This window comes from Pseudomonas sp. AAC, from assembly GCF_000725445.1.
Lineage (GTDB): Bacteria > Pseudomonadota > Gammaproteobacteria > Pseudomonadales > Pseudomonadaceae > Pseudomonas > Pseudomonas citronellolis.
The window spans coordinates 517643-537520 of sequence record NZ_KL647097.1 but is presented as its reverse complement, the minus strand read 5'-3'; the positions used below and the strand labels follow the sequence as shown (position 1 = coordinate 537520).

The window sequence follows — 19878 nt, the reverse complement described above, 5'->3', positions numbered from 1 at the left end:
CAGTTTCGCACCAAAGTCCGATGCTGTCAGAACCCCTGCGACCAAGGTCTCAGAGGCCGCTTGCCGCACTGGGAAAGCGCTGGTAGCTTTGCCGGCCTTTTCGCCCGGCCCCCGCCCGTCGCGCCCTGGCGCGGCTGTGGCACTATTGCCGGGCGCCGGGTTCCGATAGGAGCCGGCGGAAAGTCGAGGTACGAGGAGGGGCCATGTTCAGACCGTCACCCATCACCCTGCAGCGCGGTGCGCTGCGCCTGGAGCCCATGGTCGAGGCCGACGTGCCGGACTTGGTGGCGCTGGCCGAGGCCAATCGCGAGGCGCTGAAGTTCATGAGCGCGCCGCAGCGCCCGGACTGGTACCGCAACAGCCTCGCCGAGCAGCGCGAGGGCCGCGCCCTGCCGCTGGTGGTGCGCCTGGGCAACCAGTTGGTGGGCACCACCCGCTTCATGGATTTCCTTCCGGCGCTGCCGGCCTGCGAGATCGGTGGCACCTGGCTGGATGCGGCGCAGCACGGCACCGGGCTGAACGCCAGCATCAAGTACCTGATGCTGCGCCAGGCCTTCGACAACTGGAAGATGGTCCGCGTGCAGCTGAAGACCGCCGCCAGCAACCTGCGCTCGCAGCGCGCCATCGAGAAGCTCGGCGCGGTGCGCGAGGGCGTGCTGCGCAACCACCGGCGCCTGGCCGGCGGGCGCCTGGACGACAGCGTGCTCTACAGCATCACCGACCTGGAGTGGCCGCAGGTGAAGGCCGCCCTGGAAGCCGGCTTCATCGGCTGAGGCCCCGGCATGCCCCTCGACAGCGCCCAGGGCGAGCGCACGCGCTTCTGGCGGGCCCAGGAACTGGGCGGGCTGGAGTTGCTGCACGCGCGCTTCATCGAGCAGCGCTTCGCCCCCCACGTCCACGAAGGCTTCGCCCTGGTGCTGATCGAGCAGGGCGCCCAGCGCTTCCGCCACCGCGGCGCCGAGCACCTGGCGCCCAGCGGCAGCCTGGTGCTGATCAATCCCGACGAGGTGCACACCGGCTCCAAGGCCCACGAGGCGGGCTGGCTGTACCGTGGTTTCTATCCGGAGATCGGGCAGGTCGGCAGCGTGCTCGACGAGCTGGAACTGGGTGGCCGCGGCCTGCCAACCTTCGACGCCAGCGTGTTGCACGATCCCGAGCTGAGCCGTGCCTTCCTGCACGTGCACCGCCTGCTGGAGTCCAATGCCAGCAGCCTGGAGCGCCAGACCTGCTGGCGCGAGGCATTGCTGTTGCTGTTCCAGCGCCATGCGCGGGTGCCCGAGGCGCGGCCGGCCGGCCAGGAACCCCAGGCGGTGGCCCGCGCCCGCGAGCTGCTGGCGGCCCGGCTGGTCGAGCCGCCGTCGCTGGAAGAACTGGCGGCGGCGGTGAACCTGTCGCCCTTCCACTTCGCCCGGGTGTTCCGCAAGGCCACCGGCCTGCCGCCCCACGCCTGGATCAAGCAACGCCGCCTGGAACAGGCCCGCGCCCTGCTCAAGGGCGGCTGCGCGCCAGCCTCGGTGGCGGCGCAACTGGGCTACGCCGACCAGAGTCACCTGAGTCGCCAGTTCAAGCAGGCCTACGGCGTGGCGCCGGGCGAATACCGCCAGGCTTGCGGACGCTCCGGCCTGCCACCCGGCAACCTGTAGGAGCGGGCCCTGCCCGCGATTCGCGCGCAGGGCGCGCTCCTACATGGAATGGTGCGGGTGGGGCGGCGTAGGAGCGGATCTCATCCGCGAATCGCGCCGGTGGTTCCGGCTATCGCGGACAAGGTCCGCTCCTACGGGGGAGGAATACCGTGCAACCTGTAGGAGCGGGCCCTGCCCGCGATTCGCGCGCAGGGCGCGCTCCTACATGGGGCCGGTGTGGGTGGGGCAGCCCCGTAGGATGGGTTGAGCGAAGCGATACCCATCGCCATGACCGCATGGGTTTCGCAAGCTCAACCCATCCTACGAAGCGCACCTCGGTGCAGTCGGAAACAACGAGCGCACTCTGTCCGCGATTTCGCCCCGGCCTGTCCGGTCATGCGAGAGGCAATTCGGAATTTTTGCCCGTGGATGTGGCCAGAGGCATCGCAGTTGCAGTCAAATCTGCGACGGACGCCGCGGCGTTCTCCCGGCCCGCTTTCGGGGTCGCCTGACCAGGTACACACGGACGATGAGCCAACACTCGCAATTCGCCCTGCTGGGCTCCCGGCGCTTTTTGCCGTTCATCATCACCCAGTTGCTCGGCGCCTTCAACGACAACATCTTCAAGCAATCGCTGATCCTGGCTATCCTCTACCACCTGAGCGTCGGCGGTGACCGCAACCTGCTGGTCAACCTCTGCGCCCTGCTGTTCATCCTGCCGTTCTTCCTGTTCTCCGCCCTGGGCGGGCAGTTCGGCGAGAAGTTCAACAAGGACGCGCTGATGCGCGCCCTGAAGCTGGCCGAGGTGGTCATCATGCTGGTCGGCGCCGCGGGCTTCCTGCTCGGCAGCCTGCCGCTGCTGTTCCTCGCGCTGTTCGCCATGGGCACCCACTCGGCGCTGTTCGGCCCGGTGAAGTACTCGATCCTGCCGCAGCACCTGCGCGACGACGAGCTGGTCGGCGGCAACGCCCTGGTGGAGATGGGCACCTTCCTGGCCATCCTCGCCGGCACCATCGGCGCCGGCGTGCTGATGTCGCGCCAGGCCTACGCCCCGGCGGTGGGCATCGCCGTGGTGCTGGTGGCTATCTGCGGCTTCCTGGCCAGCCGCGGCATTCCCCGCGCCGCCGCCGCGCTGCCGCAGCTGCAGCTGGACTGGAACATCTTCAAGCAGTCCTGGGCCATCCTGCGCCTGGGCCTCGGCCAGCGCCCGGCGGTGTCGCGCTCGCTGGTGGGCAACTCCTGGTTCTGGTTCCTCGGCGCCGTCTACCTGACGCAGATCCCCACCTACGCCAAGGAGCTGCTGCACGGCGACGAGAGCGTGGTGACGCTGATCCTCACCGTATTCTCGGTGGGCATCGCCCTGGGCTCGATGCTTTGCGAGAAGCTCTCGGGCAAGAAGGTGGAGATCGGCCTGGTGCCCTTCGGCTCCATCGGCCTGAGCCTGTTCGGCATCCTGCTGTGGTGGCACAGCGGCGGCTTCCCCGTCGGCGCCGCGCCATTCACCTGGCTGGAAGTGCTGGAGCACCCGCAGAGCTGGGCGGTGCTCGGCGACATCCTCGGCATCGGCATCTTCGGCGGCTTCTACATAGTGCCGCTGTACGCCCTGATCCAGGCGCGCACCGAGGAGGACAAGCGGGCCCGGGTGATCGCCGCGAACAACATCCTCAACGCGCTGTTCATGGTGGTTGCCGCCGTCGTCTCGATCCTGCTGCTGTCGGTGGCCAGGCTGAGCATCCCGCAGCTGTTCCTGGTGCTGTCGCTGATGAACGTCGCGGTGAACGTGTACATCTTCAAGATCGTGCCCGAGTTCACCATGCGCTTCCTGGTCTGGCTGCTCAGCCACTCCATGTACCGCGTCGACCACCAGAACCTCGAGGCCATCCCCGACGAGGGGCCGGTGGTGCTGGTGTGCAACCACGTGTCCTTCGTCGACGCGCTGCTCATCGCCGGCTCCATCCGCCGCCCGGTGCGCTTCGTGATGTACTACAAGATCTTCCGCCTGCCGGTGCTCAACTTCATCTTCCGCACCGCCGGCGCCGTGCCCATCGCCGCGCGCCACGAGGACGAGCGCATCTACGAGGAGGCCTTCCGCCGCGTGGCGCAGTACCTGAAGGACGGCGAGGTGGTGTGCATCTTCCCCGAGGGCAAGCTGACCGCCGACGGCGAGATGAACGAGTTCCGCGGCGGGGTGGAGCGGATCATCGAGGAAACCCCGGTGCCGGTGATCCCCATGGCGCTGCAGGGCCTGTGGGGCAGCTTCTTCAGCCGCGACCCGGACAAGGGCTTCTTCCGCCGCTTCTGGTCGCGCGTGCGCCTGGTGGCGGGGCAGCCGCTGCCGCCGCAGGAGGCCGGGCGCCTGCACCTGCAGGCGCAGGTGGCGGACCTGCGCGGCAACGCCCGCTGAAACGAAAAAGCCCCGGCAGAGCCGGGGCTTTTTCACAGGGGCGCGAGGTTCAGATGACCTGAACTTCGTCCGCCTGCAGGCCTTTCTGGCCTTCTACAACGATGAAGGAGACCTTCTGGCCTTCCTGCAGCGACTTGAAGCCATTGCCCTGGATGGAACGGAAGTGAACGAACAGGTCGCCACCGTTTTCCTGGGTGATGAAGCCAAAGCCCTTGGCATCGTTGAACCATTTGACGGTGCCGGTCTGACGATTCGACATGGAGTTACACCTTGAACGTTGTGGTTTGCTGCACGGCGTTACCGCCGCCTGTTCTGAGTTGCAAGGTGTGGGCCGGGCCGAACGAAGAGCGTCGCCGCCTTCAGGTCATCAGCCGTGACGATCCTGGCAAGCACAGTTGCCGCAGCATACCGGGACTTTTCCGGGAAAGCGACAGGACGGACGTGCCGATTTCAATGGCTTAACTTCAGCCCGACCAGGCCGCAGAGGATCAGCGCGATGCTGAGCAGGCGCAGCGGGGCGACGGATTCGCCGAACAGCAGGATGCCGAGGGTCACCGTGCCCAGCGCGCCGATGCCGGTCCAGATGGCGTAGGCGGTGCCCAGCGGCAGGTGTTTCATGGCCAGGCCCAGCAGGCCTATGCTGGCGGCCATGGCCAGCGCGGTCAGCACGCTGGGCCACAGGCGGGTGAAACCTTCGGTGTATTTCAGACCGACGGCCCAGGCCACTTCGAACAGGCCGGCGAGGAAAAGGATGAACCAGGACATGGGGACCTCCGAGGGTAGTCGATGGCAGGGCCGTCCCCGTCGGTGCACCAGGCGGTGGTGAGGTCGTCCTCACGATGTGCAGTATTTTGCACAATCTGGCCCGGACGGCAACCTGTGCAGGCGCCGCCCGGGCCAGCAGGTTTCAGGAGGTCTGTTCGGGCTTGTCCGTCAAGCGGCGGAACCAGCTCGACAGGGTGGCCCCGGAGATGTTGTGCCAGACGCTGAACAACGCGCTGGGCACCGCCGCCAGCGGCGAGAAGTGCGCGCTGGCCAGGGCCGCGCCAAGCCCGGAGTTCTGCATGCCGACTTCCAGGGCCAGCGACTTGCGCTGCGCCAGGGGCAGGCCGAAGACGCGCCCGGCGAGGTAGCCGAGGAGGAAGCCGAAGCCGTTGTGCAGGATCACCACGGCCATGATCAGCAGGCCGGACTCGGCGATCTTCGCCTGGCTGGCCGCCACCACCGCCGCGACTATCACCACGATGCACACCACCGAGACCAGCGGCAGCACTTCCACCACCTTGCCCACCCGTGCGCCGAACAGGCGCTGGGCGACCACGCCGAGGGCGATGGGCAGCAGCACCACCTGCAGGATCGACCAGAACAGCTCGGCGAAGGACACCGGCAGCCAGGCCGAGGCCAGCAGCCAGATCAGCGCCGGCGTCAGCAGCGGGGCGAGCAGGGTGGTCACCGCGGCGATGGCCACCGACAGCGCCAGGTCGCCGCGGGCGAGCCAGGTCATGACGTTGGAGGCGGTGCCGCTGGGGCAGCAGCCGACCAGGATCACGCCCACGGCGATCTCCGGCGGCAGGTGCAGCAGCTGGCACAGCAGCCAGGCCACGCCGGGCATGATGACGAAGTGGGCGACCACGCCCAGGCACACGCGCCAGGGGTGCCGCGCCACTTCGGCGAAGTCTTCCAGCTTCAGCGTCAGGCCCATGCCGAACATGACGATGCCGAGCATCGGCACTATCGCCGGCGCCAGCGGGCGGAACCACTGCGGCGCGAGGAAGGCCAGCACGGCGAACAGCAGTACCCAGAGGGCGAAGGTGTTGCCGACGAAGCGGCTCAGCAAGGCGATGGCGCGCATGGACGGTGATCCTTGTCGTTATTGTCGGGCCGGCGCCATATAGGGCGCCGACCTTCTGAAGAACCTGTTCACGATCTCGCGAGCTAGAGCAGAACAAGGCGCAACGACCAACGGGAGTAACAGCCGAAGGCTGGCCCGAAGGGCGAGCGCAGCGAGTCAAACAGGCGAGGGAGGCACCGGGCTCGCGTTCGAGTTTAGTCCGCTAAATGAGCATCACTCGCCTGTTTTCAACGCAGTTATGCCGACGCGCAGCAGATCGTGGGCTGGTTCTTAGATGCCCTGGGGGATTTCCTCGCCACCGAGCGCTTCGAACAGCGCCGGCAGGAACTGGCCGAAGGTCAGCATCATCAGGATGAAGCTGGCGTCGAGCTGGCCGAGGGCGTCGTCGCCGCCGTCCTTCTCGGCCTGCTCCTGCAGCAGTTCCTCGAAGCGCAGGCGCTTGATCGCCAGCTTGTCGTCGAGCACGAAGCTGAGCTTGTCCGACCAGGCCAGCGCCAGCTGGGTGACCAGCTTGCCGGAGGACAGGTGCAGCTGGATCTCGTCGCTGGTCAGGTCCTGGCGCTTGCAGCGCACCACGCCGCCGTCCTCGTGGGTGTCGCGCAGTTCGCACTCGTCGAGCACGAAGAAGTCGCCGGCGGCCTCCTGGGTCTTCACCCAGTCGGTGAGGGTGGCGCTGGGCGCGACCTTGACGCTGAGCGGGCGCACCGGCAGCGAGCCGAGGGCCTCGCGCAGGGTGGAGAGCAGGTCCTCGGCCTTCTTCGCGCTGGCGGTATCGACCAGGATCAGGCCCAGCTCCGGGGCGATCGCCGCGAAGGTCGAGGAGCGGCGGATGAAGGCGCGCGGCAGCAGGCTCTGGACGATCTCGTCCTTGAGCTGGTCGCGTTCCTTCTTGTAGACCTTGCGCATCTGCGCGGTCTCGATTTCGTCCACCTTGTCCTTCAGCGCGTCGCGCACCACGCTGCCGGGGAGGATGCGTTCCTCCTTGCGCGCGCTGATCAGGTAGAAGCCCTGGCTGACGTGGGCCAGGGGCGCGTCGGGGCCCTTGCCGAAGGGCGCGGTGAAGCCGTAGGTGGTCAGTTCCTGGCTGGCGCAGGGGCGCGCCGGCTTGCTGGCCAGGGCTTTCTCGAGGGCATCGGCATCGATCTGCAGATCCTGGGTGAGGCGGTAGACGAGCAGGTTACGGAACCACATGAGGGTCAAACTCCCGGACACAAAGGACTGCATTATTCCCACAGCGGCGGTCCAGGCCAAGCCCATGGCGTTTCGCCGGCGTTTTCCTAAGCCTTTGGAACGGCAGAAAAAATTTTTCACGCGGGGGCTTGCCAGGGTGCGAATGCCTCCGTAGAATGCGCCCCACTTCGAGAGTGAAGGGTGATTAGCTCAGCTGGGAGAGCATCTGCCTTACAAGCAGAGGGTCGGCGGTTCGATCCCGTCATCACCCACCAAACTCGAGGTCCGACGCAGCGGTAGTTCAGTCGGTTAGAATACCGGCCTGTCACGCCGGGGGTCGCGGGTTCGAGTCCCGTCCGCTGCGCCATATTCCAAGCCCTCAGGCAGAAATGCCTGGGGGCTTTGTCTTTTCCGGCTCCGGAAACGACCCGCGTGCGACGCCGTTCGCAACGCCTATCCCGTTAATTTTTCTATAAGTTTGCCGTGGGAACTTATCCCCCGGCAGTGGTTCCTATTGCCCATAGCCATTGGCCGCGGCGCCCTGATAAGCTCGCGGTTTCATCGAAATGCCAGCATGGCAATCAGACAAGGAATCAGCATGAAACAACATCGGTTGGCGGCAGCGATCGCACTGGTCGGCCTGGTTCTCGCGGGCTGCGATCAGCAGGCTGCCAATGTGGAGCTCAAGACGTCGGCGCAGAAGGCCTCCTACGGCATCGGCCTGAACATGGGCAAGAGCCTGGCCCAGGAAGGCATGAACGATCTGGACTCCAAGGCCGTCGCCCAGGGCATCGAAGATGCCATCGGCAAGAAGCCGCAGCGCGTCACCGATGAAGAGCTGACCCAGGCGTTCACCGACCTGCAGAAGCGTTCCGAGGAGCGCATGGCCAAGCTGAGCGAGGAAACCCTCAAGGCCGGCAAGAAGTTCCTCGAGGACAACGGCAAGCGCGAAGGCGTGGTCACCACCAAGTCCGGCCTGCAGTACGAAGTGGTGAAGAAGGCCGACGGCCCGCAGCCCAAGGCCACCGACGTGGTCACCGTGCACTACGAGGGCAAGCTGACCGACGGCACCGTGTTCGACAGCTCCATCCAGCGCGGCAGCCCCATCGACCTGCCGGTCAACGGCGTGATCCCGGGCTGGGTCGAAGCCCTGCAACTGATGCACGTGGGCGAGAAGATCAAGCTGTTCATCCCCAGCGAACTGGCCTACGGCTCGCAGAGCCCGAGCCCGACCATCCCGGCCAACTCGGTGCTGGTGTTCGACCTGGAACTGCTGGGCATCAAGGATGCCAACCAGGCCGGCGGCGAGCAGCCGCAAGCCCCGGCGCAGAACTGAGTACATTCGTACCAAGAGGACGCCCCGCCCGTGCGGGGCGTTCCTGTTTCTGCAGGAAGATGGCGCTGCTCCGCGGCTGACCAGTCGGTCGGAAAGGGCGTAGTCTGGTGCGGGATGTTACCCTTATGCACATATATGTCGCAGCCGTGGTTACGGCCGGTGCTTGACAGCGAAGGGTGATATCGAATAGCCGCAACTGTATGATTTTTATAAGGTTTCCTGAGCTGAACAAAAAATCGCCGATCTGTCTGTAGGCCGCTGGCGACGGGCTTTCCGGCGTGGAGACCGGATACTTTCAACAGAGTTATCCACAGGAAAGGTGGATAACCCAAACGTCCCCCGGCGACACCGCCGGAACGAGGTGCCCGATGAAGAAACCCGCCGGTTTCGACCGTTATCTGGCCCTGGCCGAACGCTTTCTCGCCCGGGGCCGGGTACCGGCGCTGCTGTTCGCCGTGGCGCGCAAGAGCGCGCGCCTGAAGCTGGTCAAGGCCGACCTGCGCCTGCTGCAGGAACTCGCCCTGGCCACCGTGCGCGGGCAGTATCGCCAGCTCAACCCCAGGGCGCTGCTGGCCGTGGTGGCGGCGCTGCTGTATTTCCTCTCGCCGCTGGACATGATTCCCGACTGGCTGCCCGGCGTGGGCCTGCTGGACGACCTGGCGGTGCTGGCCTGGGTGGTGCGCCACTGGCAGGCCGAGCTGGATGCCTTCAAGCTCTGGCGCGACGCGCAGAGCCGCGAGACGCGCCAGTCCCTGGCGCTGCTGCCGGGGCCGGAGCGGCCGGCGCGCGGCTGAGTTGCCGTCCACGCGAACCGTGCGCGGCGTTGCGATGCCGTGCGCGATGATGCGCCCGATGAGGCCGAGCGGCGTTTCATGGGCGATACTGTGAAGGGTCGGAATGCCGGGCAGGCGCCAGTGGTTGCCGTCATTGCCCGTTGAAATGCCGGCATGCAAGGAGTGTTGTCGATGAATGTGCAAGTGATCACACGAGACGGCGAAGCGGAGTACGCCGTGCTTCCCTGGGCCGACTACCAGGCGCTGCTGGCCGCTGCCGGCGCCCGCGCCGCCCCGCCAGCGGCAGCCGTCGTCACGGCGGCGGCGCCGACCGCCTCCTGGCGCGAACTGCGCGAGGCGCGTGGCCTGTCCCTGGAGAGCGTGGCTCGCGAGGTGGGGATCAGCCCGTCCTACCTGGGGATGATCGAAAGCGGCGAGCGCGAGGTCAGCGAAGCCATCGAGCACGGCCTGCGTCGCGCACTGGGAGCGAAGTCGGAGTCGGCATCTTGAGCGTGCATATCAGCCGCAAGCATTGGCAGGGCTTGCTGGACGAGCTGGAAGACGCGCGCCGCCAGCGCCACCTGTTGACCTACCGGGCACTGATCGAGCGCCTGCAACTGCCGACCCCGGCGATGACCACCCTGACCGCGGCCCTGGAACACCTGGCGCAGCTCGATGCCCGCGCCGGCCGGCCGCTGCGTAGTTCGCTGGTGATCAGCCAGGGCGCCAGCCGCCTGCCGCGCACCGGGTTCTTCGAGTGCGTGGAGCGCCTGGGGCGCTTCTCCGGCGCTTCTGACGGCCCGGCGGCGGCGGGCTGGCATGCCGCCGAGGTGGTGCGGGTGTTCGAATTCGACTATCCGGAAGAGCCGTGAGCCGCGAGTTCGTCTGGCGCCTGCGCGCCCGCCTGTCCTACGCCATGGCGCGACGCCTGATGGGCTGGCCCTGGCTGGTCCGCCAGCCGCGCGCCTGGCAGTGGATGCAGGGGCAGTTCTCGCGCATGGCCAACCTCGGCGACGTGGCGGCGCAGAGCTTCTACGGCCACCTGCTGCTGTTCCGTGGCCAGGGCTTCGGCGCCCGCGAGGAGGGCCTGCGCTTGCTCGCCCTGGCGGCCGCCGGCGGTGATGCCAAGGCTGCCTACCAACTGGGCGTGCAGGCCCTGCAGGGCAGCGCGCAGCGGCAGCCGGACGGTGCCGCTGCTGCGCGTCATTGGGCCCAGGCCGCCGAGGCCGGTCATCCGCTGGCCGCGCGGCGCCTGGCCGAGCTCTATCGCGACGGGGCCGAAGGCCTCGCCGCCGATGCCGAGCAAGCCGAACGCTATCAGGCCCTGGCGGCGCGTCTCGGACTCTGAGCGGCTTCTATTCCAGTGTGATGACGTGTCGGCTGTAGCCGGGGATTTCCTTGGCGTGGCGCTTGGCCTCGGAGGCGATGCTCGCCAGTTGCGCCGCGTCCAGGCGTTCGCCGGCGCCGGGCTTGAGGTGCACCACGCCGATCGACAGCGACAGCAGCGGGAACTCCTGGCGCTGGCCGCGGCGGTTGTAGGCGACGAAGCAGCCGGCCTGCAGGTGCTCCTGGTTGTAGAAGCGCCGGCACTGGCCCTGGAAGTCCTCCAGCAACTGGTTGAGGCGGTTGCGCCAGTCCCCGGAGGTGAACACCAGCATGAAGTCGTCGCCGCCGATGTGGCCGACGAAGTCGCAGCCGGGGTCCACCCGGTCGCTCAGGCATTGCGCCAGGCACAGCAGTACTTCGTCGCCGCGGGCGTAGCCGTAGAGGTCGTTGAAGGGCTTGAAGCTGTCGATGTCGACGTAGCACACCGCGGCCTCGCGCTCCTGTTGCAGTAGACGGCCCAGGCACTGCTGGATGGGCACGTTGCCCGGCAGCAGGGTCAGCGGGTTGGCGTAGCGCGCCTGGCGGATCTTCAGTTCGGTGATCAGCTTGAGCACGTCGATCACCCGGCCCAGGCCGAGGTAGCGGCCGCCCTGGGTGATGATGAAGTCTTCCTCGATGCGCTGCCGCGCGCGGCTGGTGAGCAGGCGGCTGACTTGCTGCAGCGACTGGCTGCGCTCCACCGCGAGGAAGTCCTCGCTCATCAGCCGGCTGATCGGCTTGCGTGCGTACAGTTCGGTGCCGAAGGGCTTGAGCAGGGCATCGGAGAGCGCATGGCGGTGGACGATGCCCACCGGCTGCTGGTGCTCGTCGAGCACCGCCAGGGCGTTCAGGTTGGCCTGGGCGCGGAATGCTTCCAGCACTTCGGCGATCGGCGTGTCGCGGCTCACCGCCGGCTGTTCCAGCAACAGCGGGCGCAGGTCGGCCTGTTCCTCGCCGTGCAGGGCGTCCGTGCGGTCGAGGTCCGGCAGCAGGCCGCGGACCTCGCGCACCGGCTGTTCCTGCGGGCGGCCGATCAGGTAGCCCTGGACCAGGTCGACGCCCATCTCCGAGAGCACCGCCAGTTCCTCCGGCAATTCGATCCCCTCGGCTATCACCTGGGCGCGGGAGGCGTGGGCCATCTTCAGGATGGAGCCGACGAACTCGCGCTTGACGCCGTCCTGGTGGATGCCGTCGATGAAGTGGCGGTCGATCTTCACGTAGTCCGGGCGCAGCTCCGACCACAGGCGCAGGCTGGAGTAGCCGGCGCCTAGGTCGTCCAGGGCGATGCAGAAGCCCATGGCGCGGTAGTGGTGCAGCGCGGTGTCGAGCAGGCCGAAGTCCTCGATGGGCGCCTGCTCGGTCAGCTCGATGACCACGTCGCCCGGCGCTATGCCGAGGGTCTGCAGCAACTGCAGGGTACGGCCGGGCTGGTGGCTGGGGTCCAGCAGTGACTCGGGGGCGACGTTGAGGAACAGCTTGCCGCCCAGCCCCAGCTCGTGGAAGCGCTGGCAGGCGCGGCGCCGGCAGAGCACGTCCAGCTCGCTCAGGCGGCCGGCGTGGCGCGCGGTGCTGAACAGGGTGAGGGGGGAGTGCAGCGGGCTGTTGGAGGGGCCGCGGGTGAGGGCCTCGTAGCCCACCAGGCGCCGCTCGGAGAGCGACACTATGGGTTGGAACAGACAATGCAGGTCGCCGTGAGCGATGATCTGGGCCAGCGCGCTCAACTGCTCGGTGACGGTCATGACGGTTCTCTGTGGGTGAAAAGACGAAGGGCCGGTCTCCCGGCCCTTGCGCATTTCACTACTGAGTCATGACTGTTTCGTGACGACTCCGCTCTTTCAGTGCTTGGCCAGCGCCGAGCTGAGCGTCAGGTAGTCCAGCAGGATGTGCCCGGACTCGGTGAGGTAGGCGTCGTCCTGCGGCTTGGTCTTGTCGTCGTCCGGCAGGGCGTTGTCGTCCTCCTGCTTGAGCTCCTTCAGCGGCTCCTGGCCCTTGGATTTGCGCAGTGCGTTTTCCATGGCCAGTTGGCGGCCCTCGATGCTGCTCTGCTGGGCGCGGCGCTTGGCCTCGTTCAGGCTGACGGTCTTCTCCTTCATCAGTTCCTGGGCCAGGGCCAGGCGCTGGCGGGCGTAGACGAAGTCGGCATTGTTCGCGGTGCGCGCGTCGTGCTGGGTCTTCAGCTGGTCGAGGAACGGCTTGAAGGGGTCGCTCTGCGCCGACAGCACCGGGCGGATGGTGTCCCAGGGCATGGAGTCGGGCAGGGCGCTCTCGCCGATTTCCTTGTCGTCGACGATGGACGGGTAGGCGATGTCCGGGATCACGCCTTGGTGCTGGGTGCTCTGCCCGGAGACGCGGTAGAACTTGGCCAGGGTCAGCTTCAGCTCGCCGTGGTTGAGCGGCTGGATGGTCTGCACGGTGCCCTTGCCAAAGGTCTGGCCGCCGACGATGAGCGCGCGGTGGTAGTCCTGCATGGCGCCGGCGAAGATTTCCGAGGCCGAAGCGGACAGGCGGTTGACCAGCACGGTCATCGGCCCGGTGTAGAAGGCCTTGCCCTCGTCATCGTTGAGCACGTCGACGCGGCCGTCGCTGTTGCGCACCAGCACGGTCGGGCCCTGGTCGATGAACAGGCCGGTCAGCTCGGTGGCTTCCTGCAGGGAGCCGCCGCCGTTGTTGCGCAGGTCGATGACGATGCCGTCGACCTTGTCCTTCTGCAGCTCGCCGATGAGCTTCTTCACGTCGCGCGTGGTGCTCTTGTAGTTCGGGTCGCCGGCGCGGTAGGCCTTGAAGTCCAGGTAGAAGGCCGGCACGTCGATCACGCCGAGCTTGTAGTTGCGGCCGTCGTGGTCGAGGGTGATTTCCGACTTCTTCGCCGCCTGGTCTTCGAGCTTCACCGCCTCGCGGGTGATGGTGACGATCTTGCTGGTCTGGTCGTTCGGCGCGTTGCTCGCCGGGATGACTTCCAGGCGCACCTGCGAGCCTTTCGGCCCGCGGATCAGCTTGACCACCTCGTCCAGGCGCCAGCCGACCACGTCGACCATCTCGCCCTTGCCCTGGGCGACGCCGATGATCTTGTCCGAGGTGGCGATCTGCTTGCTCTTCTCCGCCGGGCCCGCCGGCACCAGGCGCACGACCTTGACGTAGTCGTTGTCGCTCTGCAGCACCGCGCCGATGCCCTCCAGGGAGAGGCTCATGTTGATGTCGAAGTTTTCCGCGCTGTCCGGCGACAGGTACTGGGTGTGCGGGTCGTAGGTCTGCGCGAAGGCGTTGATGTAGGCCTGGAAGATGTCTTCGCTGCGCGTCTGCTCCAGGCGCATCAGCTGGTTCTTGTAGCGCTTGGTCAGCTGTTCCTGGATGGCCTTGTCGTCCTTGCCGGCGATCTTCAGGCGCAGGACCTCGTCCTTGACCTTCTTGCGCCAGAGGTCGTCGAGCTCGGCGCCGTTCTTGGCCCAGGGCGCGTTCTCGCGGTCGATGGTCAGGCTCTCGTCGACCTTGAAGTCGATCTTGTCGACGCCCTTGCCGAGCATCGCCAGGGCGAAGTCCAGGCGCTCCTTGAGGCGGTCCAGGTGACGCTTGTAGATGGTGAAGCCGGGGTCCAGCTCGCCGCTCTTGAGGAAGTCGTCGAACTGGGTGCGCCAGGGCGCGAACTGGGCGATGTCGCCGGCGGTGAAGTACATCCGCGACGGGTCCAGGGCCTTGATGTAGGCGTCGTAGATCTTCGCCGAACGGTCGTCGTTGAGCGGCGGCTTGCTGTAGTGATGGCGCTTGAGCAGCTCGACGATGTTGAGGCTGGCGATCACCTGGTCACGGTCCGGCTGCAGGCCGTCCCAGGAGTTCTGGCCGGCGGAGGGCGCGGCGAACGAGGACAGGGCGCTGGCGCCGAGGACCAACAGCAGGGCGGTGCGGGGCAGAAATCGCTTCATGCTTAATCGACTGGGTGCGGAGTTATGACGCATATTAGGCCGTATCTGGCGTCGCCGGGTTCCAAGCTTGTCGAGATTGGGCTCTGGCGCGACGAGCGAAGAGGAAGGCCCGACCGACGTGGTGCGGGCCGTGCAAGCACTATGGAGGTAGCGTGAACGCATTGCAAGGTATCGAAGGGCGGGTGGAGTGGGCCGAGCGCGCCGCGCCGACCTGCGGGGCGGGGCAGGTGCGCATCCGCGTGGCCGCGGCCGGACTCAACCGCGCCGACCTGCTGCAGCGCGCCGGGCTCTACCCGCCGCCGCCGGGGGCCAGCGACGTGCTCGGCCTGGAATGCGCCGGGGTGATCAGCGAAGTGGGCGCCGGCGCCACCTGGCAGGTGGGCGACCGCGTCTGCGCGCTGCTGGCCGGCGGCGGCATGGCCGAGGATGTGGTGGTCGACGCCCGCCACGTGCTGCCGGTGCCCACCGGCCTGTCGCTGGCCGAGGCGGCGGGATTGCCGGAGGTGTACGCCACGGCCTGGCTCAACCTGTTCCAGCTGGCGGGCCTGCAGCCGGGCGAGAAGGTCCTGCTGCACGCCGGCGCCAGCGGCGTGGGCTCGGCCGCCATCCAACTGTGCAAGGCCTTCGGCAGCCCCTGTTGGGTCAGCGTCGGCTCCGCCGACCGCCTGGCCTACTGCGAGGCCTTGGGCGCCGAGGGCGGCGTTCTGCGCGGCGAGGGGCTGGAATCGCTGCGCGATTTCGCACCCTTCGACGTGATCCTCGATCCGGTGGGCGCCAACTACGCGGCGCTCAACCTGCAGGTGCTGCGCCAGGACGGCCGCTGGGTGGTCATCGGCCTGATGGGCGGGCGCAAGGCCGAGCTGGACCTGGCGCTGCTGCTGGGCAAGCGCATCCAGCTGACCGGCTCGACGCTGCGCAGCCGCGACGCCGACTTCAAGGCGCAACTGATCGCCGAGCTGGGCACCCGCGTCTGGCCGCTGTTCGCCAGCGGCCAGCTGCAGCCGCGGCTGGAACGCCAGTTCGCCGCCAAGGACGCCGAGCAGGCCTTCGAGGCCCTGGCCAGCAACCAGGTGCAGGGCAAGGTGGTGCTGCTGGTCGACGAGAGCCTGGCCTGACGGGCGGTTCCGCACGGTGTTTGTCCTGAATCTGTAGGCGCAACTGTCTTGCCGGCTGCGCCGAGGCGCTCTTCGTAGGATGGGTTGAGCCTTGGCGAAACCCATGCGGCCATCGGTGATGGGTATCGCTTCGCTCAACACCATCCTACGCGGCGTCGTGTTTGCCGGTGGGTAGCGGGCCCTGCCCGCGCTTTCGCGCGCAGGGCGCGCTCCTACAGGGGAATGGCGTTTCCTGGTGGGCTCAGCGCCAGGCGAGGATTTCCCAGCCGTGTTTTTCCGCCTCGGCGCGCAGCACCGGGTCGGGGTTGACCGTGTGCGGGTTGCCGACGCGGTGCAGCAGCGGCAGGTCGTTGCGCGAGTCGGAATAGAAGTGCGCGGCGGCCAGCGGGTTTTCGTCGCCACCCAGCCAGTCGAGCAGGCGGATGATCTTGCCGTCGCGGTAGGTCAGCACGCCCTGGGTGCGGCCGGTGTAGTGGCCGTCCACTACCTCCAGGTCGATGGCCAGGACGTCCTGGATACCGATGCGCTCGGCGATCGGCTGCACCAGGTGCACGCCGGAGGCGGAGATCACCAGTGGGCTGTCGCCGGCGGCGCGGTGGCGGGCCAGGGTGCGGCAGGCGTCGTTGTAGATCAGCGGTTCGATGACGTCCTCGACGTAGGCCTCCACCTCCCGCTCCACTTCCTCGACGCTGCGCCCGGCCATGGGCTCCAGGCTGAAGGCCATGTAGGCCTCCATCGACAGTTCGCCCAGGGCGTAGCGCGCCATCAGCTCGGTATCGCGGCGGATGAAGGATTCGCCGTCGACCCAGCCCAGCTCGGCCATGCGCCGGCTCCACAGGCTGGCGCAGTCGCCGTCGATGAGGGTTTCGTCAAGGTCGAAGATCACCAGGGCCATCAGGCCACCTCCCGGATGCTTTCATGATCGATCGCCAGCGCCAGTTGGCTGCCGGCCGGATAGAGACGTTCCGCGCTGCGGTTGAGCACGTCCACCGTGAGTTCGACGCCGTTGGCCCGCACCCGGTAACGGATGACGTTGCCCAGCAGGCTGTGGGACAGCACTTGGGCGGCGATGCCGTCGCCCGCGTCCAGGCTCAGGCGCAGGGATTCCGGGCGGATCGCCACCTGCCCGGTGAAGGGCCGGCCGAGCAGGCGGCCGGCCTGCTCGGCGTCGAGCAGGTTGTAGTTGCCGATGAAGCCGGCGGCGAAGGCGTCGGCCGGCGCGGTGTAGAGGGTTTCCGCGTCGCCGCTCTGGACGATGCGCCCGGCGTTCATCAGCACGATGCGGTCGGACAGCGTCAGCGCCTCCTCCTGGTCGTGGGTGACGAACACCGTGGTCAGCTGCAGCTCCTGCTGGATGCGCCGGATCTGCTCGCGCAGGTGCTTGCGGATGCGCGCGTCCAGCGCCGACAGCGGCTCGTCGAGCAGCAGCAGGCGCGGGCGGGTGACCAGCGAGCGGGCCAGGGCCACGCGCTGGCACTGGCCGCCGGAGAGCTGGTGCGGGTAGCGCGCGGCGTACTGGCCCAGCTCGACCATCTCCAGCACCTCGGCCACCCGGCTGGCGGCCTCCGCGGCCGGCACCTTGTGCATGCGCAGGCCGAAGGCGACGTTCTGCTGCACGGTCATGTTGGGGAACAGCGCGTAGCTCTGGAACACCATGGCGATGCCGCGCTTCTGCGGCGGCAGCGGCACCAGGTCCTGGCCGTCGACCAGGATGCGCCCGCTGTCCACCGCGGTGAGCCCGGCGATGCAGCGCAGCAGGGTGGACTTGCCGCAGCCGCTGGGGCCGAGCAGGGTGACGAACTCGCCGCGCCGGGCGGCGAAGTCGATGTCCTGGAAGACCTGGGTGTCCCCGAAGCTCTTGTCCAGGCGTTCGACGCTGAGGAAGCTCATGTGCGGTCCTTGTTCAGGCGGTTGGCGGCCCAGGTCAGCAGCAGGATGAAGAGGAAGTAGGAGACCACCACCGCGCTGGTGTAGTGGCCGCTGCTGTTGCGCATGTTGTTGAGGAAGACCTGCAGCGTCTCGTAGCGGGTGCCGACCAGCAGGTTGGCGAAGACGAACTCGCCGATGAGGAAGCTGAAGGACAGGAACAGCGCCACCATCAGGCCCTTGCGCAGGTTCGGCAGCACCACCAGCAGGGCCGCCTGCCAGGTGCTGGCGCCCAGTAGCTGGGCGGCGTCCATCAGGTCGTGCAGGTTGATCGCCTGCAGGTTGTTGCCGATGGCCCGGTACATGAACGGCAGGGCGATGGTGAAGTAGCAGCCGATGAGGATCCAGGGCGTGCCGGTCAGCGGCAGGGGGCCTGCGGCATACAGCTGCAGCAGGCCCACCGAGGAGACCACCGGCGGCACCGCGAAGGGCAGCAGGATGAGCACATTCATCAGCGCGTCCAGGCGCGGGAAGTGGTAGTGCACCACGAACATCAGCGGCAGGATCAGCAGCACGCTCAGCAGCAGCGCGCCGCAGCACACCAGCAGCGACTGGCCGAAGGCGGTGAGGAAGCGCGGGTCGGTCCACAGCGCCAGGTACCACTTCAGCGTCAGGCCGTCGGGCAGCACGCTGGCCGACCACTGGGTGGCCAGGGAGTAGAGCAGGGTGGCGGCCAGCGGCAGCAGCAGGATCAGGAACAGGGCCCAGACCACCAGCCGGTGGTACAGCGGGCTAGCGTTTCTGGACATGGTAGCTCCGCCGCAGCAGCCACTGGTGGGCCAGGGTGATGACGGTCATCAGCCCGACCAGGATCATCGCCAGGGCGCTGGCCATGTTCGGGTCGAGGAAGACGTCGCCGGAGACCAGGCCGGCGATGCGGATCGGCACCACGTTGAAGTTGCCGGTGGTCAGCGAGTAGACGGTGGCGTAGGCGCCCAGGGCGTTGGCCAGGAGGATGACGAAGGTGCCCAGCAGCGCCGGCGTCAGCACCGGGATGCCGATGTGCCGCCAGAACTGCCAGTGGTTGGCGCCCAGCAGCGCCGCCGATTCGCGCCAGTCCTCGCGCAGGGCGTCGAAGGCCGGGTAGAGCAGCATCACCCCCAGGGGAATCTGGAAGTAGGTGTAGAGGATGATCAGGCCGGTCTTGGAATAGAGGTTGAAGTCTTCGATCAGCCCGGCCTGCTTGAGCAGCAGGGTGATGGCGCCGTTGAAGCCGAGGATGATGATGAAGGCGAAGGCCAGCGGCACCCCGGCGAAGTTGCTGGTCATGTTGGCGAAGGCCATGACGAAGTCGCGCAGGCGGCTGTCCACCTGGCGCAGCGAATAGCTGCCGAGCACGGCGATGGCCAGGCCGATCAGGCTCGACCACAGGGAAATCTCCAGGCTGTAGCGGATCGCTTGCCGGTAGAAGGGCGAGGCGAATATCTCGGCGAAGTTGCCCAGGCCCCAGGCGTCCTCGCTGCGCAGGCTGTTGATCGCCACCCACAGCAGCGGGGCAATCTGGAAGGCGAAGAAGAACAGCGCGAAGGGCAGCAGGCAGAGCAGGGCCAGGCGCTTTCCGCGGTTCGCGCTCATGGCCGCAGCAGCCCTTGGCAGACCGGCTTGTCGTGGGGCGCGCCGAGGATTTCGCAGAGGCTGCCGCACAGCTCGACCTGGCGCGGGCGCACCTGGTCGTCGAGGCTGAAGGCCTCGCCGAAGACGAACAGCGGCACCTCGCGTTCCTCGGGGAGGATGCCGCCGTGGGTATGGTCGTCGTTCATGCCGTGGTCGGCGGTGACCATCACCTGGTAGCCGGCGGCCAGCCACTGGTGCAGGTATTCCGAGAGCAGCGCGTCGGCCTGGCGCGCGGCGTTGCGGTACTGGGCGCTGTTCAGGCCGTGGCGGTGGCCGGCGTCGTCGATGTTCATCGGGTGCGCCAGCAGCACGTCGGGCTTGTGGCGGCGGCGCAGGTGCTCGGCGTCGGCCAGCAGGTGCGAGTCGGGGTAGTGGTCGGTCCAGTAGAAGTGGCCGAACTGGATCGGCAGCGCCGCGTCCTCGGTGTGGCGGTCGCGGGCCGCATCGAAGGGCGAGCGGTTGTACAGCTCGCTGACCCAGTGGTAGGCCGCCGCCGCGGTGCTCAGGCCGGCGTCGCGGGCGTAGTGGAACAGGCTGCGCTCCTTCGACAGGCGCGACACCTGGTTGTGCAGGATGCCGCTGTCGATGGGCGCGACGCCGGTGAGCAGGCATTCGTAGAGCGGCCGCGACAGCGACGGCAGCTCGCACTGCAGGCGGTAGAGGCGGCCGCGGCCGGCGTTGCAGAGTGCCTGCAGGTGGCCCATGCAGTCATGGGCGACGCCGTAGTTGAGGCCGTCGAGAATGACCAGGATGACGGGACGGGACATCGTAGCTGCCTGTGTCG

The 19878-nt window shown here is 67.6% G+C and carries 20 protein-coding genes and 2 tRNA genes; 11 read left to right on the top strand and 11 right to left on the bottom strand.

Going from position 1 to position 19878, the window contains the following annotated elements:
• Positions 1–203 precede the first annotated feature (203 nt).
• From FG99_RS16220 to FG99_RS16210, 3 genes are all read left to right on the top strand, one after another.
• A complete protein-coding gene (locus FG99_RS16220) occupies positions 204–773 on the top strand; it encodes a GNAT family N-acetyltransferase (protein ID WP_009620564.1) in 570 nt (189 codons plus the stop codon).
• A 9-nt stretch (positions 774–782) separates the two neighbouring features.
• Complete coding sequence (locus FG99_RS16215) at positions 783–1643, top strand: AraC family transcriptional regulator (protein WP_043271080.1); 861 nt, start codon at positions 783–785, stop codon at positions 1641–1643.
• A 508-nt stretch (positions 1644–2151) separates the two neighbouring features.
• Positions 2152–4026, top strand: a complete 1875-nt coding sequence (locus FG99_RS16210; protein ID WP_043271078.1) for an MFS transporter — start codon at positions 2152–2154, stop codon at positions 4024–4026.
• 49 nt (positions 4027–4075) lie between these two features.
• Here the strand turns inward: FG99_RS16210 and FG99_RS16205 are convergent, their stop codons facing one another.
• The 4 genes from FG99_RS16205 to rdgC all read right to left on the bottom strand — a co-directional run bounded on the left by FG99_RS16205 (position 4076) and on the right by rdgC (position 7069).
• On the bottom strand, positions 4076–4285 hold the full coding sequence (locus FG99_RS16205; protein WP_009620558.1) for a cold-shock protein: 210 nt from the start codon (positions 4283–4285) through the stop codon (positions 4076–4078).
• A 191-nt stretch (positions 4286–4476) separates the two neighbouring features.
• Positions 4477–4791 (bottom strand): quaternary ammonium compound efflux SMR transporter SugE, encoded by a 315-nt coding sequence (gene sugE, locus FG99_RS16200; protein ID WP_009620556.1) that lies wholly within the window; start codon positions 4789–4791, stop codon positions 4477–4479.
• A gap of 142 nt (positions 4792–4933) precedes the next feature.
• Positions 4934–5878, bottom strand: coding sequence for a bile acid:sodium symporter family protein (locus tag FG99_RS16195; protein WP_043271076.1), 945 nt, complete (start codon positions 5876–5878; stop codon positions 4934–4936).
• Between the two features lie 270 nt (positions 5879–6148).
• On the bottom strand, positions 6149–7069 hold the full coding sequence (gene rdgC, locus FG99_RS16190) for a recombination-associated protein RdgC (protein WP_009620552.1): 921 nt from the start codon (positions 7067–7069) through the stop codon (positions 6149–6151).
• A gap of 178 nt (positions 7070–7247) precedes the next feature.
• Between rdgC and FG99_RS16185 the strand changes: the two genes are divergently transcribed.
• The 7 genes from FG99_RS16185 to FG99_RS16155 all read left to right on the top strand — a co-directional run bounded on the left by FG99_RS16185 (position 7248) and on the right by FG99_RS16155 (position 10505).
• Positions 7248–7323 (top strand) — tRNA-Val (locus FG99_RS16185).
• A 15-nt stretch (positions 7324–7338) separates the two neighbouring features.
• Positions 7339–7415 (top strand) — tRNA-Asp (locus FG99_RS16180).
• Positions 7416–7646: 231 nt separating this feature from the next.
• The gene (locus FG99_RS16175; RefSeq protein WP_009620550.1) at positions 7647–8384 is read left to right on the top strand and encodes a BamJ family beta-barrel-assembly machinery protein; all 738 of its coding nucleotides are present in this window, start codon (positions 7647–7649) and stop codon (positions 8382–8384) included.
• Between the two features lie 368 nt (positions 8385–8752).
• A complete protein-coding gene (locus tag FG99_RS16170; RefSeq protein ID WP_009620548.1) occupies positions 8753–9178 on the top strand; it encodes a YkvA family protein in 426 nt (141 codons plus the stop codon).
• 171 nt (positions 9179–9349) lie between these two features.
• The gene (locus FG99_RS16165; RefSeq protein ID WP_043271074.1) at positions 9350–9667 is read left to right on the top strand and encodes a helix-turn-helix domain-containing protein; all 318 of its coding nucleotides are present in this window, start codon (positions 9350–9352) and stop codon (positions 9665–9667) included.
• Positions 9664–10029 carry a hypothetical protein gene (locus FG99_RS16160; protein WP_009620544.1) on the top strand — a complete coding sequence of 122 codons (366 nt, stop codon included), beginning with the start codon at positions 9664–9666 and terminating at the stop codon, positions 10027–10029. The genes FG99_RS16165 and FG99_RS16160 overlap by 4 nt, the downstream gene beginning before the upstream one ends.
• Positions 10026–10505 carry a hypothetical protein gene (locus FG99_RS16155; protein WP_043271072.1) on the top strand — a complete coding sequence of 160 codons (480 nt, stop codon included), beginning with the start codon at positions 10026–10028 and terminating at the stop codon, positions 10503–10505. Before FG99_RS16160 ends, FG99_RS16155 begins: the two co-directional genes overlap by 4 nt.
• Positions 10506–10512: 7 nt before the next feature.
• Here the strand turns inward: FG99_RS16155 and FG99_RS16150 are convergent, their stop codons facing one another.
• Positions 10513–12261, bottom strand: a complete 1749-nt coding sequence (locus FG99_RS16150; RefSeq protein ID WP_043271070.1) for a GGDEF domain-containing protein — start codon at positions 12259–12261, stop codon at positions 10513–10515.
• A 96-nt stretch (positions 12262–12357) separates the two neighbouring features.
• Positions 12358–14439 (bottom strand): carboxy terminal-processing peptidase, encoded by a 2082-nt coding sequence (locus FG99_RS16145; RefSeq protein WP_043271068.1) that lies wholly within the window; start codon positions 14437–14439, stop codon positions 12358–12360.
• Between the two features lie 152 nt (positions 14440–14591).
• On the opposite strand from FG99_RS16145, the gene FG99_RS16140 reads away from it, so the two are divergent.
• Positions 14592–15554, top strand: coding sequence for an NAD(P)H-quinone oxidoreductase (locus FG99_RS16140; protein ID WP_043271066.1), 963 nt, complete (start codon positions 14592–14594; stop codon positions 15552–15554).
• A 241-nt stretch (positions 15555–15795) separates the two neighbouring features.
• On the opposite strand, the gene FG99_RS16135 is transcribed toward FG99_RS16140, so the two are convergent.
• The 5 genes from FG99_RS16135 to FG99_RS16115 are packed head-to-tail and all read right to left on the bottom strand — an operon-like array spanning position 15796 to position 19861.
• A complete protein-coding gene (locus tag FG99_RS16135; RefSeq protein WP_043271064.1) occupies positions 15796–16449 on the bottom strand; it encodes an HAD family hydrolase in 654 nt (217 codons plus the stop codon).
• Positions 16449–17444, bottom strand: a complete 996-nt coding sequence (locus FG99_RS16130) for an ABC transporter ATP-binding protein (protein WP_043271062.1) — start codon at positions 17442–17444, stop codon at positions 16449–16451. The genes FG99_RS16135 and FG99_RS16130 overlap by 1 nt, the downstream gene beginning before the upstream one ends.
• Positions 17441–18229 (bottom strand): ABC transporter permease, encoded by a 789-nt coding sequence (locus FG99_RS16125; protein WP_043271060.1) that lies wholly within the window; start codon positions 18227–18229, stop codon positions 17441–17443. The genes FG99_RS16130 and FG99_RS16125 overlap by 4 nt, the downstream gene beginning before the upstream one ends.
• Positions 18213–19055 carry an ABC transporter permease gene (locus tag FG99_RS16120; RefSeq protein WP_043271058.1) on the bottom strand — a complete coding sequence of 281 codons (843 nt, stop codon included), beginning with the start codon at positions 19053–19055 and terminating at the stop codon, positions 18213–18215. Before FG99_RS16120 ends, FG99_RS16125 begins: the two co-directional genes overlap by 17 nt.
• Positions 19052–19861, bottom strand: coding sequence for an alkaline phosphatase family protein (locus FG99_RS16115; RefSeq protein ID WP_043271056.1), 810 nt, complete (start codon positions 19859–19861; stop codon positions 19052–19054). The genes FG99_RS16120 and FG99_RS16115 overlap by 4 nt, the downstream gene beginning before the upstream one ends.
• Between the last annotated feature and the right edge of the window lie 17 nt (positions 19862–19878).

What these genes read in the sequence shown, in the direction of transcription:
- FG99_RS16205 (WP_009620558.1), bottom strand. Translation starts at nt 4,285, where the DNA reads ATGTCGAATCGTCAGACCGGCACCGTCAAATGGTTCAACGATGCCAAG.
- FG99_RS16215 (WP_043271080.1), top strand. Translation starts at nt 783, where the DNA reads ATGCCCCTCGACAGCGCCCAGGGCGAGCGCACGCGCTTCTGGCGGGCC.
- FG99_RS16220 (WP_009620564.1), top strand. Translation starts at nt 204, where the DNA reads ATGTTCAGACCGTCACCCATCACCCTGCAGCGCGGTGCGCTGCGCCTG.
- FG99_RS16210 (WP_043271078.1), top strand. Translation starts at nt 2,152, where the DNA reads ATGAGCCAACACTCGCAATTCGCCCTGCTGGGCTCCCGGCGCTTTTTG.
- FG99_RS16145 (WP_043271068.1), bottom strand. Translation starts at nt 14,439, where the DNA reads ATGAAGCGATTTCTGCCCCGCACCGCCCTGCTGTTGGTCCTCGGCGCC.
- FG99_RS16195 (WP_043271076.1), bottom strand. Translation starts at nt 5,878, where the DNA reads ATGCGCGCCATCGCCTTGCTGAGCCGCTTCGTCGGCAACACCTTCGCC.
- FG99_RS16120 (WP_043271058.1), bottom strand. Translation starts at nt 19,055, where the DNA reads ATGAGCGCGAACCGCGGAAAGCGCCTGGCCCTGCTCTGCCTGCTGCCC.
- FG99_RS16135 (WP_043271064.1), bottom strand. Translation starts at nt 16,449, where the DNA reads ATGGCCCTGGTGATCTTCGACCTTGACGAAACCCTCATCGACGGCGAC.
- FG99_RS16150 (WP_043271070.1), bottom strand. Translation starts at nt 12,261, where the DNA reads ATGACCGTCACCGAGCAGTTGAGCGCGCTGGCCCAGATCATCGCTCAC.
- FG99_RS16170 (WP_009620548.1), top strand. Translation starts at nt 8,753, where the DNA reads ATGAAGAAACCCGCCGGTTTCGACCGTTATCTGGCCCTGGCCGAACGC.
- rdgC (WP_009620552.1), bottom strand. Translation starts at nt 7,069, where the DNA reads ATGTGGTTCCGTAACCTGCTCGTCTACCGCCTCACCCAGGATCTGCAG.
- FG99_RS16165 (WP_043271074.1), top strand. Translation starts at nt 9,350, where the DNA reads ATGAATGTGCAAGTGATCACACGAGACGGCGAAGCGGAGTACGCCGTG.
- sugE (WP_009620556.1), bottom strand. Translation starts at nt 4,791, where the DNA reads ATGTCCTGGTTCATCCTTTTCCTCGCCGGCCTGTTCGAAGTGGCCTGG.
- FG99_RS16125 (WP_043271060.1), bottom strand. Translation starts at nt 18,229, where the DNA reads ATGTCCAGAAACGCTAGCCCGCTGTACCACCGGCTGGTGGTCTGGGCC.
- FG99_RS16115 (WP_043271056.1), bottom strand. Translation starts at nt 19,861, where the DNA reads ATGTCCCGTCCCGTCATCCTGGTCATTCTCGACGGCCTCAACTACGGC.
- FG99_RS16130 (WP_043271062.1), bottom strand. Translation starts at nt 17,444, where the DNA reads ATGAGCTTCCTCAGCGTCGAACGCCTGGACAAGAGCTTCGGGGACACC.
- FG99_RS16175 (WP_009620550.1), top strand. Translation starts at nt 7,647, where the DNA reads ATGAAACAACATCGGTTGGCGGCAGCGATCGCACTGGTCGGCCTGGTT.